Below are 16,434 nucleotides of genomic sequence, written 5' to 3' on the forward strand. Positions count from 1 at the left end.
CAGCGCGCGGTGCAAAGCCCCACAGCCAGCGTACGGATCGCGCGGTGTCAGCCCGGCACGCCAGTGGCCTGCATGACATCCACCGCCACGGCGCAATATTTGAATTCGGGGATCTTGCCAAACGGGTCCAGCGCCGCGTTGGTGAGCAGATTGGCCGCCGCCTCCACATAGGCAAATGGCATGAACACCGTGCCGTGCGGTGTGCCGTCGTCGCGGCGCACGCGCACCTGCACCATGCCGCGCCGCGAGCGGATGCCCACCAGCGCGCCGGGCGCCACGCCCAGCCGAACCAGTTCGTCACCGTGCAGCGACGCGGTGGCCATGGGCTCGATCGCGTCCAGCACGGTACTGCGCCGCGTCATGCTGCCGGTGTGCCAGTGCTCCAGCTGGCGGCCGGTGATGAGTACCAGGGGGTAGTCGGCATCGGGCTTCTCTGCCGCCGGGATCACGCTGGCGGGCACCAACTGCAGGCGGCCCGTGGGCGTGGGGAATTTTTCGGTGAAGACGATGGGCTGGCCCGGGTCGTCAGGCGTGAGGCAGGGGTAGGTCACGCTGGAGTCGCGTGCGAGGCGGTCCCAGGTGATGCCCTCGATGCTGGCGTGCATGGCCTGGCGCATTTCGTCGTAGACAGCGGCCACGCCAGACTCCTCGCCTTCGTAGTTCCAGCCAAGCCCCATGCGCGCGGCGATCTGCTGGATGATCCACAGGTCCGGCTGCGCATCGCCCGGCGGATTGAGCGCGCGGCGGCCCATCTGCACCATGCGGTCGGTGTTGCTGGCCGTGCCCGTCTTTTCAGGCCAGGCGCTGGCGGGCAGCACCACGTCGGCCAGCCAGGCGGTCTCGGTCAGGAAGATGTCCTGCACCACCAGGTGCGACAGGCTGGCCAGCGCGTGGCGCGCGTGGTTCAGGTCGGGGTCGCTCATGGCGGGGTTCTCGCCCATGATGTACATGCCGCGCACCTTGTGCGGGTCGCTGTCAGGCGCCAGGGCCTTGTGCATGATCTCGACCACGGTGTAGCCTGGTGACTCGTCGAGCCGGGTACCCCAGAAGTCCTCGAACCAGGCATGCGCCCCCGCATTGTCCACGCGCTGGTAGTTGGGGAACATCATGGGGATCAGCCCCGCGTCGCTCGCGCCCTGCACGTTGTTCTGGCCGCGCAGCGGGTGCAGGCCGGAGCCGGGCTTGCCGATCTGGCCGGTGACGGCGCACAGCGCGATCAGGCAGCGTGCGTTGTCGGTGCCGTGCACGTGCTGGCTCACGCCCATACCCCACAAAATCATCGAGGCTTTGCTTTTTGCGAACGCCCGCGCTACCTGGCGCAGCGTCTCTGCCGGGATGCCGCACACCGGCGCCATGGCCTCGGGGCTGCAGCCCATCACGTTGGCCTTGAGGGCCTCGAAGTTGTTGGCGCGGTCGCGGATGAAGGCGTCATCCACCAGGCCTTCGTCCATCACCGTGTGGATCAGCGCGTTGAGCATGGCCACGTCGGTGTCGGCCTTGAACTGCAGCGTGCGCCAGGCATGGCGGCCGATGTCCGTGATGCGCGGGTCGGCCAGCACGATCTTCGCGCCGCGCTGTGCGGCATTCTTCATCCACGTGGCGGCCACGGGGTGGTTGGCCGTGGGGTTGGAGCCGATCACAAAGATCAGCTCCGCATGCTCCACGTCGTTCACCGGGTTGCTCACCGCGCCGGACCCCACGCCTTCGAGCAGCGCGGCCACGCTGGACGCATGGCACAGCCGCGTGCAATGGTCCACGTTGTTGCTGCCGAAGCCGGTGCGCACCAGCTTCTGGAACAGGTAGGCCTCTTCGTTGCTGCCCTTGGCCGAGCCGAAGCCCGCCAGCGCTTTGCGGCCGTGCGTGTCGCGCAGGGTCTTGAGCTGGCCTGCGGCCAGGTCCAGCGCTTCGTCCCAGGTCGCTTCGCGGAAGGTATCGCGCCAGTCGGCACCGTAGGGCCGCACCTCCTTGGGCACGCCGGGCTTGCGGATCAGCGGCGCCGTGAGGCGGTCGGGGTGGTGGGCGTAGTCGAAACCAAAGCGTCCCTTCACGCACAGGCGGCCGTGGTTGGCCGGGCCGTCGCGCCCTTCGACGCTGATAATTTTTTCATCGCGCACGTTGTAGGTGATGAGGCAGCCCACGCCGCAGAACGGGCAGACCGAATCGACCTTGCGGTCCACCTTTTGCGAGCCGATGTGCGTCTTGGGGCTGAGCGCGCCGGTGGGGCAGGCCTGCACGCATTCGCCGCAGGCCACGCAAGTGCTCTCCGCCATGGGGTCGTCGAGGTCGAAGACGATCTTGCTGTCGGCCCCGCGCAGCGCGTAGCCAATCACGTCGTTGACCTGCTCTTCGCGGCAGGCGCGCACGCAGCGGTTGCACTGGATGCAGGCGTCCAGGTTCACGGCCATGGCGGGGTGGCTGAGGTCAGGCGCGGGTTGCTCGCGGCGCAGGGCTTTGAGGGTCGGGCGCACCGAAACGCCCAAGCGATCAGCCCAGGCGCTCAGTTCGCCGTGCTGGCCTACCGCTGGGGCAGTTTTTGAGTCCACTTCGCCTGTAGCGCTAGATACACATGGGCTTCCAGCTATCAATTCAGGAGTATCTGACTGGTCATCATTCCATTGATAGCCCACCTCCGGCATATCGGACAGCAGCATCTCCACCACCATCTGCTGGCTCTTGCGGGCGCGCGGGCTGGTCGCCTGCACCTTCATGCCTTCAGTGGGTGCGCGGCAGCAGCTGGGGGCCAGCGTGCGCTCGCCCGCGATCTCCACCACACAGGCGCGGCAGTTGCCGTCGGGGCGCAGGCCGTCGCTGTAGCACAGGTGCGGGATCTCCACGCCGTGGCGCTGCGCAGCCTTCAGGATGGTTTCGCCAGGATGGGCGGTGACGGGCTGGCCGTCCAGCTCAAAGGCCACGCCGTCGGTGTCTTGCAAGCTGCTCATGGCTGGGCTCCCTTCAGCAGTTGCTCCGCCAGCGGGCTGTTGCGCGGCTTGGGCAGGTCGCCCGGCCAGGGCCCCTCGCCCACCTCATGCGCAAAGTATTTGTGGATGCAGCGGATGGGGTTGGGCGCCGCCTGCCCCAGGCCGCAGATGGACGCATCGCCCATCACCTGCGCTAGGTCGTCCAGCAACTCCTCATCCCACTGCGGCGCCTGCATCAGCGTGGCCGCCTTGGCCGTGCCCACGCGGCACGGCGTGCACTGGCCGCAGCTTTCATGTTCAAAAAAGCGCATCACGTTCAGCGCCGCGTCGCGCGCGCGGTCGTGTTGGCTGAGCACGATGACGGCGGCCGAGCCGATAAAGCAGCCGTAGGGCTGCAACGTGTCGAAGTCCAGGGGAATCTGGTTCAGGCTGGCAGGCAGGATGCCGCCCGAGGCGCCGCCGGGCAGGTACGCATAGAGCTGGTGGCCGTCCAGCATGCCGCCGCAGTATTCGTCGATGAGTTCCTGCACCGTGATACCCGCAGGCGCGAGCTTGACGCCAGGGTGTTTCACCCGGCCGCTCACGCTGAAACTGCGCAGCCCCTTGCGCCCGTGGCGGCCAAAGCTGGCAAACCACTGCGGCCCGCGCTCCACGATGTCGCGCACCCAGTACAGCGTCTCGAAGTTGTGCTCCAGCGTGGGCCGGCCGAACAGACCCACCTGCGCGATGTAGGGCGGGCGCATGCGGGGTTCGCCACGCTTGCCTTCGATGCTCTCGATCATGGCCGACTCTTCGCCGCAGATGTAGGCGCCCGCGCCGCGCCGCAGCTCGATGTGGGGCAAGGGGCACGGCGGCTCGGCACGCAGGTCATCCAAAGCCCGCTGCAACAGCGCACGGCAGCCGTGGTATTCGTCGCGCAGGTAGATGTAGACGGCCTCAGTGCCCACGACCTGGGCGGCAATGAGCACGCCTTCCAGAAAACGGTGCGGGTCACGTTCGAGGTAAGTACGGTCCTTGAAGGTGCCGGGCTCGCCTTCGTCGATGTTGAGGGCCATCAGGCGTGGCGCGGCCTGCTCGCGCACGATGCGCCACTTGCGCCCGGCCGGAAAGCCTGCGCCCCCCAATCCGCGCAGGCCGGAGTCTTCCATGGCGGCCAGCACGGCCTCGGCGTCCATCTCGCCATTGACCAGCGCAGCGGCGGTCTGGTACCCACCGTGGGCGCGGTAGGTGGCCAGGTCGGTGTGCCCGGGGCTGATTCCATCCGGCTGCGCAGGCACGCTCGCCTCCACACACTCAGCAATATCAAAATTGATAGCACCTTGGGCATATGGATGTAGCGCTACCGCCCGATTGGGCTTCAAATCAACAGCTTCCAGCACCCCACCGACCGTGGCGTGGGGCACCGGGCACTGGTGCACCACCGCCACGGGCGCCTGCTCGCACCGGCCCAAGCAGGGCACGGCCAACACCTGCACATCGCCCTGCCCGGCCGCGCGCAGGCGCTCGGGCAGCGCGGCCAGCAGGTCGCGGGCGCCCGTCATGCTGCAGCTCAGGCTGTCGCACACCCGCACCACAAGGCGGGGCGCCTGGGCCTCTTCGCCACGCACGATCTCGAAGTGGTGGTAGAAGCTCGCCACCTCGTATACCTCGGCCATCGGCAGGTTCATCTGCTTGGCGAGTGCCACCAGGTGCCGGTCGTGCAGCACGCCAAAGTGGTCGTTCAGGCAGTGTAGGTATTCGATGAGCAGGTCACGCCGAAAGCCGGTGGCCGGGCGCGGGCCCAGCAGTTGCGCCACCTCGGCCATGGCCGCGTCTTCGGGCTGGCGGCCCTTGAGGCGGCTTTTGCGGCGGATGCGTTCGCGCATGTCGTTGACGGACACGGCGGCGACGGTGGGGGCTTCGGGGGCAAGGTGCATGGACCGGGGGCGTGGGGCGCTGATCTGGTTGTATGCAGGCACCTGCATAGGGTGCCCGGGCCGCCGCAGTGTCGGCCACGGGCGCCTGCGGCGTCAAATTGCCGATGCACATGGGTCGATCACAAAAACAAATGAAACGGCCGTTTTTGCCGCTCCCTATGAATCAATCACCGCAACCCGTGCGGTCAGCGCTCAATCGGCGACCAGAAGCCCGCTGTGTGCGGCGGCGTGCTGCAACCAGTCGGGGTCCTGCGCCAGTGCCAGCGCTGCATCGAGGGCGCGGGTGGGCTGCACCTGGCGGTGCGACATGAATCCGATGGGGGTGGTCAGCACCGGGCCCTTGAGCGGCAGGGCCTCCAGCCCCTCATGACCGCGCACGGCATCGACCAGCGCCCCGGGCAGGACGCTGCACAACTGGCCCGCCACCACGCTCAGCGCCAGGGTCAGCACCGAATCGGTTTCCATGGCGGGCATGACCGTGGCGCCTGCCGCGCGGAAGGCGCCATCGACCAGGCTGCGGTTGTGCATCTCCGGGGTGAGCAGGCACAGCGGCAAGGCCGCTGCATCGGCCCAGGCCATGGACGGGCCGATCTGCAGCCCACGCGCCGGGCCCTGGAGCGGGCGCGGTGCGCGGCGCAGCAGAAAGTAGTGCTCGACATACTGCGGCCAGGCCCGCAGCGGGCCGCCGCGTGCGGGCATGCGCTCGGTGTAGCCCAGCGCCAGGTCCAGCGAAATGTTTTCCAGCCCGGCCTCCAACGCCTGCGAGCTCATCGACAGTGCCACCGGCACGATGCCCGGGTGCCGCGCCTGCAGCTGCGCCGCAAACCGCGCGAGGATGGGCATGGCCGTGGGCACCGCGCCCAGGCGCAGCGTGCCGCGCGGGTGGGCGGCGTCGCCGCTCAGGTCCTGCTGCAGCACCTGATGCTCGTGCAGCATGCGCTGGGCGGATGCCAGCACACGCTCACCCTCGGGCGTGAAGCCCTCGAAGCTGCGCCCCCGGCGCACCACCACCACGCCAAACTCCTTTTCCAGCGCGCGCAGCGCGTTGGAAAGCGCCGGCTGCGTGATGTGGCAGGCCTGCGCCGCCCGGCCAAAGTGCCGGTGCTCGTGCAGCGCGACCAGGTAGCGCAGGGACGCGAGCAGGTTCATGGCGCAGTGCGGCAGATCAGGAGGATCAGGTGTTCTTGCTGATCGAGATGGTGGGGAACTTGTTCGAGAAATCCTTGGCCTGCTGGGCGATCTTCACCGCCACATCGCGCGCCACCTTCTTGTAGATCTTGGCCACATCCCCGTCCGGATCGGCCACCACGGTGGGCTTGCCGCTGTCGGCCTGCAGGCGGATGCTCATGTCCAGGGGCAGCGCGCCCAGGTAGTCCATGTGGTATTCGGCCGCCATCTTCTTGCCGCCGTCGGCGCCAAAGATGTGTTCCACATGGCCGCAGTTGCTGCACACGTGGGCGGCCATGTTCTCGACGATGCCGAGGATGGGCACACCCACCTTCTCGAACATCTTGATGCCCTTCTTGGCGTCCAGCAGCGCGATGTCCTGCGGCGTGGTCACGATCACGGCTCCGGTCATGGGCACGCGCTGGCTCAGCGTGAGCTGGATGTCGCCAGTGCCGGGCGGCATGTCGATGATGAGGTAGTCCAGGTCCTTCCAGTTGGTCTGGCGCAAGAGCTGCTCCAGCGCCTGGGTGGCCATGGGGCCGCGCCAGATCATGGCTTCGTCCTGGTCCACCAGGAAGCCGATGGACATGACCTGCACGCCGTAGTTTTCGAGCGGCTCCATGGTCTTGCCGTCGTCGCTTTCGGGGCGGCGGTTGATGCCCAGCATCATGGGCTGGCTGGGGCCGTAGATGTCGGCGTCAAGCACGCCCACACTGGCGCCTTCGGCAGCCAGGGCCAGGGCCAGGTTGGCGGCCGTGGTGCTCTTGCCCACGCCGCCCTTGCCCGAGGCCACGGCGATGATGTTCTTGACCTGGGGCAAGAGCTGCACGCCGCGCTGCACGGCGTGGGCGATGACCTTGGTGGTGATGTTGACCGACACGTTGTCCACGCCCGCCACGCCCTTGGCGGCGGCCACCAGGCTGCGGCGCAGCTCGGGCACCAGGCTCTTGGCGGGGTAGCCCAGTTCCACGTCAAACGCCACGTCGCCACCGGTGATCTGCAGGTTGCGCAGGGCGCGGCTGCTGACAAAATCCTTGCCCGTATGGGGGTCCAGCACGCTGGAAAGTGCGGCCAAAAGGCCCTGTTCGGTGACTGCCATTCAAATAACTCCTGTGGGGCCGGTAGTCTATTCCCAAGCTCCCGCCCCCTGCCGCTGAAGGACAATGCGCACCGCATTGCATCGTCGCTCTCTCCAAAAAGGCCTCCCGTGAAATTCAAGATGTCCGAAAACTCCCTGTTTGCCGTCCTGCTGCGCTCGCCGTGGTGGATCAGCTTTGTGGTGGTGGGCCTCATCACGCTGGCGGCCGGGGCGTTGTTGCCCAAGGAGTACTTTGTCGTGGGCGCGCTGGCAGGGTTCCCCATCTTTGTGGTGGGCTGCATTGCAGCCTGGAAGCAGCTGCGCGCGCCCAACCCCGCCAAGGTGGTGGAGATGCTGGAGGCCGTGGGCAGCATGCCCTGGCGCAGCTTCGCCGACACTCTGGCCACCGCCTGGGAACGCGCGGGCTACAGGGTGGAGCGCCTGACCGGCAGCAACGCCACCGGGGCCGACATGCGCCTGAGCCAAGGCGGCAAGACCACGCTGGTCAGCGCCAAGCGCTGGAAGGCCGCTACCCACGGGGTGGAGCCCCTGCGGGAGCTGCACACGGCCATGACCGCTGCCGATGCGTCGGCGGGCGTTTACGTGGCCGCCCTGGGCCAGGTCAGCGAGAACGCCCAGGCGTTTGCCCGGGAGCACGGCATCGTGGTGCTGCAGGGCGACGCGGTGGCGCAGTTGCTGATCAAGCAGCGTTAACCCCCCCAACCCCCCGTGGGGTGGCCCACACATGCGGGTTTTCCCACATGAGCTGCGCCCGGGGGCCCCTCCACACTGGGGGCCTCACACCCTCCGACCGTCCATGCCGTCCACATCCTCCACCGCAGCCCCTGGCACCGCGCCCTCTGCACCCGCCACGGGCCTGCTACTGACCGGCGGCGGTGCCCGTGCCGCCTACCAGGTGGGGGTGTTGGAAGCGATTGCCGACCTGCGCCAGGCCTGTGGCGAAGCGCACGGGCCCAACCCCTTTCCCATCATCACCGGCACCTCGGCGGGGGCCATCAATGCAGCCGCGCTGGCCTGCGGGGCCGACCACTTTGACCGCGCCGTGCGCCGCATCGCCCGCGTGTGGCGGCAGTTCCATGCCAGCCAGGTGTATGGCGCCGACTCGCTCAGCGTGATGCGCAGCGGCGCGCGCTGGCTCACGCTGGTGTCGCTGGGCTGGGCGCTGGCGCGCTGGCGGCGCATGCGGCCCAAGTCGCTGCTGGACAACACCCCGCTCGAAAAACTGCTGGTCAAGATGGTGCCGCTGGTGCGCCTGCCCCGGCTGATCCGCAAAGGGCATCTCACAGCGCTTGCCGTCACAGCGTCGAGCTACAGCTCGGGCGAACACGTCACCTTTTTTGAAGCCGCCGCACCCGTCAAGCCCTGGGTGCGCTCGCAGCGCAAGGCGGCCAGCGACCGCATCACGCACGAGCATCTGCTGGCGTCCTCGGCCATTCCCTTCATCTTTCCGGCCAAGGGCATCGAGGTGGATGACCACATCGAATACTTTGGCGACGGCTCGATGCGCCAATCAGCGCCCATCGCCCCGGCCATCCACCTGGGGGCCGAGCGCATCCTGGTGATCGGCGCAGGCCGCATGCACGAGCCCAAGGGCGACGCTGCCGCCAACCCCACACCCAACTACCCCACCCTGGCGCAGATCGCGGGCCATGCGCTGTCCAACATCTTTCTGGACGCGCTGGCGGTGGACGTGGAGCGCGTGCAGCGCATCAACCAGACCCTGTCCCTCATCCCCGAAGAAAAGCGCCTGCACAGTGCACTGCGCCCCATCGAGCTGCTGGTGATTGCCCCCTCGCAGCGCCTGGACGCCGTGGCTGCACGCCATGTGGGCGACCTGCCTGGCCCCGTGCGCACCATGCTGGGCGCCTTGGGTGTCACCTCCAACATGGCCGATGTGCGCGGCGCGGCGCTGGCCAGCTACCTGCTGTTCGAGTCCGGCTACACGCAAGAGCTGATGGCCCTGGGCCGGGCCGATACGCTGGCCATGCGCGGGGAGGTTTGCCGGTTCTTTGGGTGGACGGATTCCGGGGCAGAGTTGCAGACACGGCTGCACGAGTAAAACTTCCCTCGCGCAACCCCTAGCCGCACCCGGTGCGCGATCAAGCCCGAAAGATCCCAGCGCGACGCCAACCCAACAAACCCACGAGTCCTGATAACAGAATCAACGCAGTCCAGGACATGAAGGGAACAGGTGTCGGCTGCGCTGGTGCAGCCGCAACTGTGAAGATTCGCAGTTCGTCAAGCAGCGCTGGCGCCCGCGTCACAACCTGGACTGTGTCAAATGGAACCGCCAGCCCCGCGTACACCGCCGAGGGCGTGGGCGGATTGAGGTAGTCAAAGCCGCTGAAGTCCGGCAACACCCACATGCTGGTGCTCGTTGCTGTGTAATCGATGCGCAGCACAATCACGTTGAGCGAGCTCAGGGCCACTGCGCTGCAAGGGCCCGTCACCAGATCGGGACCAAAAAGCGCGAAAACCGGACTGCCGCACCGGCCGTTATTACCCACCGCAGCAGCGTTTGAGCCGGTGACCGAGTTGAAGAGCCGAATCTGCGGCGTGCCAAGTCCGGACTGGGTGCCAAACTGGGCCAAGAACTGCACGAAGACAACGCCGGAACTCTGCATAGGCAGTGTCCGAGCGTTGACGCTCACATTCACGGCATTGCCGTTATCGACTAGTTTGCCGCCAGAACTGCTCAAACCCAGTAACGTAAGACTCGTCGCATTGGTACGGTGCTGGCGCGCGCCTGCGGTCCACGCTGCGCTCCAGCCAGAGCCACCGTTCAAACCGCCGATAGATACGCCGCCCGCGTAGGCAAACGGTTCTTCCGCAATGGTGGTGATGACGGGGGCAGCGTGCACGGACATTGCGAAACACATCGTCGCCGCAACCTTGATGATGAGCGTGGCTAAGCGCAAGAGGTACCCAACCAAGTAAAACTGAGATGCTGGTGCATGAACGGGACTCGTATAGAGAGTGGGAGTGTGCTGGAGGGAAAACGGACGCACCGCAGCGAGAGATGCTGTGCATTATGACCGGCGCCATCTACAAACAGATGCAAGTGATGTGCACTCGCTCGATCTCCCCATGCATCCATCTGTCCTGCACTGAATGGCTTCATGACAACCGCCTAAAATCGCGGGTTCCGCCTGAGAAAGCCGCATTCCAATGACGACATCCGCCCGCAAACTCTTCGTGACCACCGCCCTGCCGTACGCCAACGGCAACTTCCACATCGGCCACATCATGGAATACATCCAGGCCGACATCTGGGTGCGGTTCCAGCGAATGCAGGGCAACGCGGTGAACTTTGTGGGCGCGGACGACACGCACGGCGCGCCCATCATGATTGCCGCCGAAAAGGCAGGCGTCACGCCCCAGCAGTTCGTGGCCAACATTGCCGCAGGCCGCAAGCAGTACCTGGACGGCTTTCACATCAGCTTTGACAACTGGCACAGCACCGATGCGCCCGAAAACCATGAACTGGCCCGCCAGATCTACCGCGACCTGCGCGACCGCGCCGATGGCAGCCTGATCGAAGTACGCACCATCGAGCAGTTCTTCGACCCCGAGAAGAACATGTTCCTGCCCGACCGCTACATCAAGGGCGAATGCCCCAAGTGCCACGCCAAGGACCAGTATGGCGACAACTGCGAGGTGTGCGGCACGGTGTATGCCCCCACCGACCTGATCAACCCCTTCTCGGCCCTGTCGGGTGCCAAGCCCGAGCTGAAGAATTCGGAGCACTTCTTCTTCAAGCTGTCGGACCCACGCTGCGTGGAGTTTCTGGAGAACTGGACGCAGGACGGCAAGCTCCAGCCCGAGGTGGCCAACAAGATCAAGGAGTGGTTCACCGTCCGCACCAACCCCGACGGCACCACCAGCGAAGGCCTGGGCGACTGGGACATCAGCCGTGACGCACCCTATTTCGGCATCGAGATCCCCGACGCGCCCGGCAAATACTTCTACGTGTGGCTGGATGCCCCCGTGGGCTACCTGGCATCCCTGAAGAACCTGCTGGAAAAGCGCGGCGAAAGCTACGACGCCTACATGGCCGACCCGGCGATGGAGCAGTACCACTTCATCGGTAAGGACATCGTCACCTTCCATACGCTGTTCTGGCCCGCCATGCTGCACTTCAGCGGCCGCAAGGCGCCCAACAACGTGTTTGTGCACGGCTTTTTGACCGTGAACAACGGCGAGAAGATGAGCAAGAGCCGGGGCACGGGCCTGGACCCGCTCAAGTACCTGAGCCTGAACATGAATGCCGAATGGCTGCGCTACTACCTGGCGGCCAAGCTGAGCGCACGCAACGAAGACATCGACTTCAATGCCGAAGACTTCATGCTGCGTGTGAACAGCGATTTGATCGGCAAGTACGTGAACATTGCCAGCCGGGCGGCGGGCTTCTTGACCAAGCGCTTTGACGGCAAGCTGACCGACCAATTTGGCACCACGGGCGCGGCCCTGCTGGCCGAGGTGCGCGGTGCCAGCGACGCCATCGCGCAGATGTACGAAACGCGGGAATACAGCAAGGCCACGCGCGAGATCATGCTGCTGGCCGACAAGGTCAACGCCTATGTGGACCAGAACAAGCCCTGGGATCTGGCCAAGGACGCTGCCAACAACGAGGCGCTGCACCAGGTGTGCTCGGTGCTGGTCAACGCCTTTGCCACGCTCACCCGCTACCTGGCCCCCGTGCTGCCGGGCCTGGCCCAGGCGGTGCAAGGCTTTGTGGGCGTGAACATGCAGCAGTGGAACGTGGCAGGCGACGTGCAGGCCATCCAGCCCTACCAGCACCTGATGCAGCGCGTCACCCCCGAACAGCTTGAAGCACTGTTTGAGGCCCCAGCGCAAGCAGAGCAAGCGCCAGGAGCTACTGAAACCGTAGCAGCCAACTCCCTTCCTGGTGGCGAGGAACTGGCCCCCACCATCACCATCGACGACTTCACCAAGATCGACTTGCGCATTGCGCTGATCGTGAACTGTGAGCCGGTCGAGGGCTCCACCAAGCTGCTGCGCCTGACGCTGGACGTGGGCGAAGGCCGTACGCGCAACGTGTTCAGCGGCATTGCCAGCGCTTACAAGCCCGAAGATCTGGTGGGCAAGCACACCGTGATGGTGGCCAACCTGGCGCCGCGCAAGATGAAGTTTGGCGTGAGCGAAGGCATGGTGCTGGCCGCCAGCCATGGCGACGAAAAGGCCAACCCCGGCATCTACGTGCTCAACCCCTGGCCCGGCGCCACGCCCGGCATGCGGGTGCGGTAAGGCGTGCAACGCTCATAGACAAAGCAACCGTCAAGGATGCCGAGGGGTGCTGAGCCCCTCGCCATCCGCCGATAGAGGAAGGGGCGGCATGTTGACGGCCGCCCATCATCCAGTTTTCAGTACAGGTACACCGCGCCCGCGTTGGTGCTGCTTTCGTCCGACTGATTGCCGCCAACGCCAGTCGATCCACTGTCTTCGGTGGACGCCCCCACGGCCAGGGTCGTGCCGTCACCCGATATCGCCACACGGCCACCGAACCGATCCCCAGTGCCCGTATTGGGTGCCTTCAGGTAGGCTTGTTGCGCCCAGGTGCCCGCGCTGCGGCGGAACACCAGCACAGCGCCCGCATCCGCAGCGGCGGTGTTGGCCTGGTCGCCATTGAATCCGCGCGCATTGCTGTCGTCGCGGTACGACGGCACCACCAGCGTGTTGCCGTCGCTGGACATGGCCAAGTTGTTGCCAAACCGGTGGGGGGTGCGGGTGTTGGAGGCTTTCAAATACGCCTGTGACTGCCAGACGCCACCTGCGCGAATGAACACAAACACCGCGCCAGAGTTGAGTGCCAGGGTGTTGCGCGGTGGCGGCACGACGAAGGTGCCTGTGTAGTTGCTGCTGTCTCCATCCATGCCAACCGCCAGCGTGTTGCCGTCGCCTGACAGGATGACCGACACACCGAAGCGGTCCTGCGCTTGGGGACTGGGGGCCTTCAGATAGGCCTGCTGCGACCATGCCCCCGCATTGCGCTGGAACACATAAGCCGCACCGGCATTGGTCAAGGTGTCGTCCGCAGGATCGCTCGCCAAGGCGCTGCGCTCAAAGAACGCACCCACCGCCAGGGTGTCGCCCGCGCCAGACAGGCTGAGGTAGATGCCGAAGAAATCTCCCGCACCGGCGTTGGCGGCCTTGAGGTAACTTTGCTGTGCCCAGCTGGTGCCCGTGCGGGCAAAGACGTAGGCGGCCCCGGACGCAGCATAGGCTGCATTGCCGTGTGTTCCGGTCAGGTCACCATCCTCGTTATAGGCCCCGACCGCCAGGGTGTTGCCGTCGTTCGAGAGGGCTACGAATGAACCGAAAAGATCGTCGGCATCTGCGTTGCTCGCCTTGATGAATGCCTGCTGCGACCAGACGGCGCCCGTGCGGGAATACACATAGACGGCGCCGGAGTTGCTGGCCAGGTTGTTGGTGGCGGGCATCGTCGCAAACGTGCCCTTCTGGTCGCCGCTCTCGCCATCCGCGCCGATGGCCAGCGTGTTGCCGTCGGCAGACAGCGCCACGGCATTGCCAAAATAATCGTTGGCCTCGCCGTTGGGGGCGGCAATGCGCGCCTGCTGCGACCACGTGGCGCCACTCTTCGTGAAGACGTACACCGCGCCGGTGTTGCCCCCCTCGCCATACGCCCCCACGGCCAAGGTGGTGCCGTTGCTGGACAAGGCCACACGGTTGCCAAAGCGGCCTTCGGCGGTGGTCGCCGACGCCTTGAAGTACCCAATGGCGCGCACCATGTCGGCTGCCACAGAAGTCGACGGGGCGCTGCAACCACCTGCATTGCAGGCCTGCACGGTGTAGGTGGCATTCAGCCGCAGGTGCAGCAGCACCGGTACTGCATAGGTCAGCCCTGTGGTGGCGGTGGACCCGATCTGCACGGGTGTCAGCGGGCCCGCGCCATCCGGATCCTCATACACCGTGTAGCTGGTTGCACCCGGCGCCGAAGTCCACGAAAAGATCAGCGCCTTCGTCCCGTAGCCAATGCCCAGACCACCCGGCGCCGGAGGAGCTGGCGGCGGTGGGGGCGGTGGCGGAGGCGGCGTATAGATCGTGCTGCAAAGCACCCTCACCTGGGTGACCGGCGCCACAGCGACTCCGGTGCCAGCTTCGACCGTACAGGCCTGATCCACAGGCTGCGCATACACCGTGACCGCATAGGCGCTGCCGTGAGACACCGGCGATGCAAACCGGAAAGCGCCGTTCTCAGTCAACAGCAAATCTGAAGCGCCGTTCAGCCGCAGCCTCAGCCCCCCCACCAGGCCCGTGACGGTCCCACCCACCACATAGGTGTTGGTGGTGCAGGTCACCAGGATGTTGGTGACCGGGCCCGTCACCACACCCGAGCCGTTTTCCACCACGCAGGTCTGCCCCACCGGCTGGGTGCGCACAACAATGTTGTAAGCCTGCCCCTGCGCAACATTGGTGACGTAACTGCCGCTGGCCGTGATGCTCACTTCCGCACCCGTTCCGTTGGCGAGTACCAGGGTGCCCGTCAGCCCCGTCACAGTGCCCCCCACCGGATGCTGCACCACGGAGGGCGGTGGCGGGGGAGGCGGTGGCTCGGCAGAGTCCCCACCACCGCCTCCGCAAGCTGCCAGGGCGCCTGCCATGACCACAGGCAACGCCCATGCCGCACCGGCAAGCCTCACACGCAGGGCCTCGGCCATGGCAGAAAAATTTCGATACATCAAGGGTTCTCCGGGTCTGTGAACTGCATGGACACTTCAACCCCTCGGGAGGCACGAATAGGTCCGGCTCCCTCGTGCGCGTGCAGGCGGGGTGCCTGGAACTCTATGGCGGGAGAACGCGCAAGCGCACCCCACTGAAGCAGGGTTGACGCAGAGAATGGAATGACACTGTGGCGTTTGGCGGGACTCGGAGCCCCGGGGTCGCGCTCAACCGACGAGACTGTCAGCCACCGCGCTGGCGGCTGTCTCGCTCAATGGCCCACGTAGCGCCCTGGCCGGTGGCTGATCCACAGAAACCCGCTCATCACCAGCACCGCCAGCACCGAATACGCCACACGGTCTACCGGCACCACCCACAGTGCGAGCAGCACGACGGTGCCATCGATCATCATCTGCACCTTGCCCGCACGCATGCCGTAGCGGCCTTGCAGGTACAGCGACACCACGGTGGCCCCGCCCAGGCTGGAGCGGTGGCGTGCCAGGAACAGGCAGCCCGTGCCCAGCAGCAGCCCGCCCAGCAAAGAGGCGAACAGCGGGTTCAGGTAGTCCACATGCATCACGTGCGGGAACAGCTCGGTCAGCAGCGACAGCAGGCCCACGCAGACAAAGGTCTTGATCGTGAACTCGCGCCCCATGCGCGTCCAGGCAAACCAGTAGAACGGCAGGTTGACCACAAAGAACAGCTTGCCGAACGAGATGCCGGTGACGTAATGCAGCAAGAACGCCGCGCCCGCCGTGCCGCCCACCAGCAGCCCCGCCTGGTTGAACAGCATGAGCGCCATGGCCACGAACAGGGTGCCCGCGAACAGGGCCTGGGCGTCTTCAAAGGTGCCATGGCGCAGGGCGGATAGCGGCGGTGCGGCGTCGTGGGCAGGGGGCTGGGTATCGGGCATGGGCGTTCAGCGTTGGGGTGCGTGGCAAAGGCGCGGGGGCTTTCCGCCGGTGGAGTGCTGGGCACTTGGGGACAGCCCGGCGCGCGTCCAGCGTTCAGTCTGCAAGATGAGAAGCAAGCAACGCGCCAGTGTGCGCAGGTGTGCGCAGGCGCCGCTACTTGCCGCCCTTGAACTCGGGCGCGTCCGTGTCCGCACCCGTCTGCGTGCGCAGCACAAACTGGTCGGGCCCATAGACCACCGTGAAGACCTTGGACTGGTTGGGTGCCTCCAGGTAGCGCCAGTCGGCCCAGGTCTCCTTTTTCAGCTCGTAGGGCGTGACCTTGGCGGGCTTGCCCAGCAGGCGGCGCACCTCGTCCATGCGCATGCCGGGCGACACACGCGCAAAGGTCTCGGGCGTCAGCACCTGGCGCAGCGCGGTCATGCGGCCGTCGGGGCCGATGGTGATCATGTAGTTGACCTGGCCGGCAGGCTGGCGGTTGTACTCGAAGGTGCGTGCGCCACCGGGCTCGTCCCACACGTTCTCGGGGGCGCCGAAGCGGTCGCGCACGTCGGCTTCGGTCGAAACCCCCTCCTTGAGTTCGCTGATGCGTTGCGGGTCGCAGGCGGCAAGCACCAGCAGGGAAAGGGTGGCGGCCGCCAGGGCAGCGGAGCGATATATCAAGCGCATAAATTCGTCCCGGTAAAATCTTGGACCTTCGGTGCATCACTGTGCCTGACGCG

The 16,434-nt window shown here is 66.1% G+C and carries 11 protein-coding genes; 3 read left to right on the forward strand and 8 right to left on the reverse strand.

Translation table 11 applies throughout. The annotated features are described in order from the left end of the window. Positions 1–47: 47 nt before the first annotated feature. The 4 genes from fdhF to apbC all read right to left on the reverse strand — a co-directional run bounded on the left by fdhF (position 48) and on the right by apbC (position 7,100). Complete coding sequence (gene fdhF / locus C8C95_RS04430; protein WP_116747789.1) at positions 48–2,939, reverse strand: formate dehydrogenase subunit alpha; 2,892 nt, start codon at positions 2,937–2,939, stop codon at positions 48–50. Then, the gene (locus C8C95_RS04435) at positions 2,936–4,834 is read right to left on the reverse strand and encodes an NAD(P)H-dependent oxidoreductase subunit E (protein WP_116750136.1); all 1,899 of its coding nucleotides are present in this window, start codon (positions 4,832–4,834) and stop codon (positions 2,936–2,938) included. The genes fdhF and C8C95_RS04435 overlap by 4 nt, the downstream gene beginning before the upstream one ends. Before the next feature lie 192 nt (positions 4,835–5,026). Continuing rightward, positions 5,027–5,983, reverse strand: a complete 957-nt coding sequence (locus tag C8C95_RS04440; RefSeq protein ID WP_116747790.1) for a LysR substrate-binding domain-containing protein — start codon at positions 5,981–5,983, stop codon at positions 5,027–5,029. 25 nt (positions 5,984–6,008) lie between these two features. After that, positions 6,009–7,100 (reverse strand): iron-sulfur cluster carrier protein ApbC, encoded by a 1,092-nt coding sequence (gene apbC / locus C8C95_RS04445; RefSeq protein ID WP_056746768.1) that lies wholly within the window; start codon positions 7,098–7,100, stop codon positions 6,009–6,011. A 120-nt stretch (positions 7,101–7,220) separates the two neighbouring features. Here apbC and C8C95_RS04450 point away from each other — a divergent pair, with 120 nt between their 5' ends. Then, a complete protein-coding gene (locus tag C8C95_RS04450) occupies positions 7,221–7,793 on the forward strand; it encodes a restriction endonuclease (protein ID WP_116750137.1) in 573 nt (190 codons plus the stop codon). 103 nt (positions 7,794–7,896) lie between these two features. Next, complete coding sequence (locus C8C95_RS04455; RefSeq protein ID WP_116747791.1) at positions 7,897–9,159, forward strand: patatin-like phospholipase family protein; 1,263 nt, start codon at positions 7,897–7,899, stop codon at positions 9,157–9,159. Positions 9,160–9,199: 40 nt separating this feature from the next. On the opposite strand, the gene C8C95_RS04460 is transcribed toward C8C95_RS04455, so the two are convergent. After that, entirely contained in the window at positions 9,200–10,018 is an 819-nt protein-coding gene (locus C8C95_RS04460; RefSeq protein ID WP_133246207.1) for a hypothetical protein, read from the reverse strand. 250 nt (positions 10,019–10,268) lie between these two features. Between C8C95_RS04460 and metG the strand changes: the two genes are divergently transcribed. Then, positions 10,269–12,368, forward strand: a complete 2,100-nt coding sequence (gene metG / locus C8C95_RS04465; RefSeq protein ID WP_116747793.1) for a methionine--tRNA ligase — start codon at positions 10,269–10,271, stop codon at positions 12,366–12,368. Positions 12,369–12,484: 116 nt separating this feature from the next. Here metG and C8C95_RS04470 read toward each other — a convergent pair whose 3' ends face one another. The 3 genes from C8C95_RS04470 to C8C95_RS04480 form a co-directional block, all read right to left on the reverse strand. Then, the gene (locus C8C95_RS04470) at positions 12,485–14,821 is read right to left on the reverse strand and encodes an integrin (protein WP_116747794.1); all 2,337 of its coding nucleotides are present in this window, start codon (positions 14,819–14,821) and stop codon (positions 12,485–12,487) included. Positions 14,822–15,072: 251 nt separating this feature from the next. Next, entirely contained in the window at positions 15,073–15,714 is a 642-nt protein-coding gene (locus C8C95_RS04475) for a YitT family protein (protein ID WP_056058586.1), read from the reverse strand. A 154-nt stretch (positions 15,715–15,868) separates the two neighbouring features. Then, entirely contained in the window at positions 15,869–16,381 is a 513-nt protein-coding gene (locus C8C95_RS04480; protein WP_056058583.1) for a hypothetical protein, read from the reverse strand. Positions 16,382–16,434: the final 53 nt, after the last annotated feature.

It is taken from the genome of Acidovorax sp. 99, from assembly GCF_003096455.1.
Taxonomy (GTDB): domain Bacteria; phylum Pseudomonadota; class Gammaproteobacteria; order Burkholderiales; family Burkholderiaceae_C; genus Acidovorax; species Acidovorax delafieldii.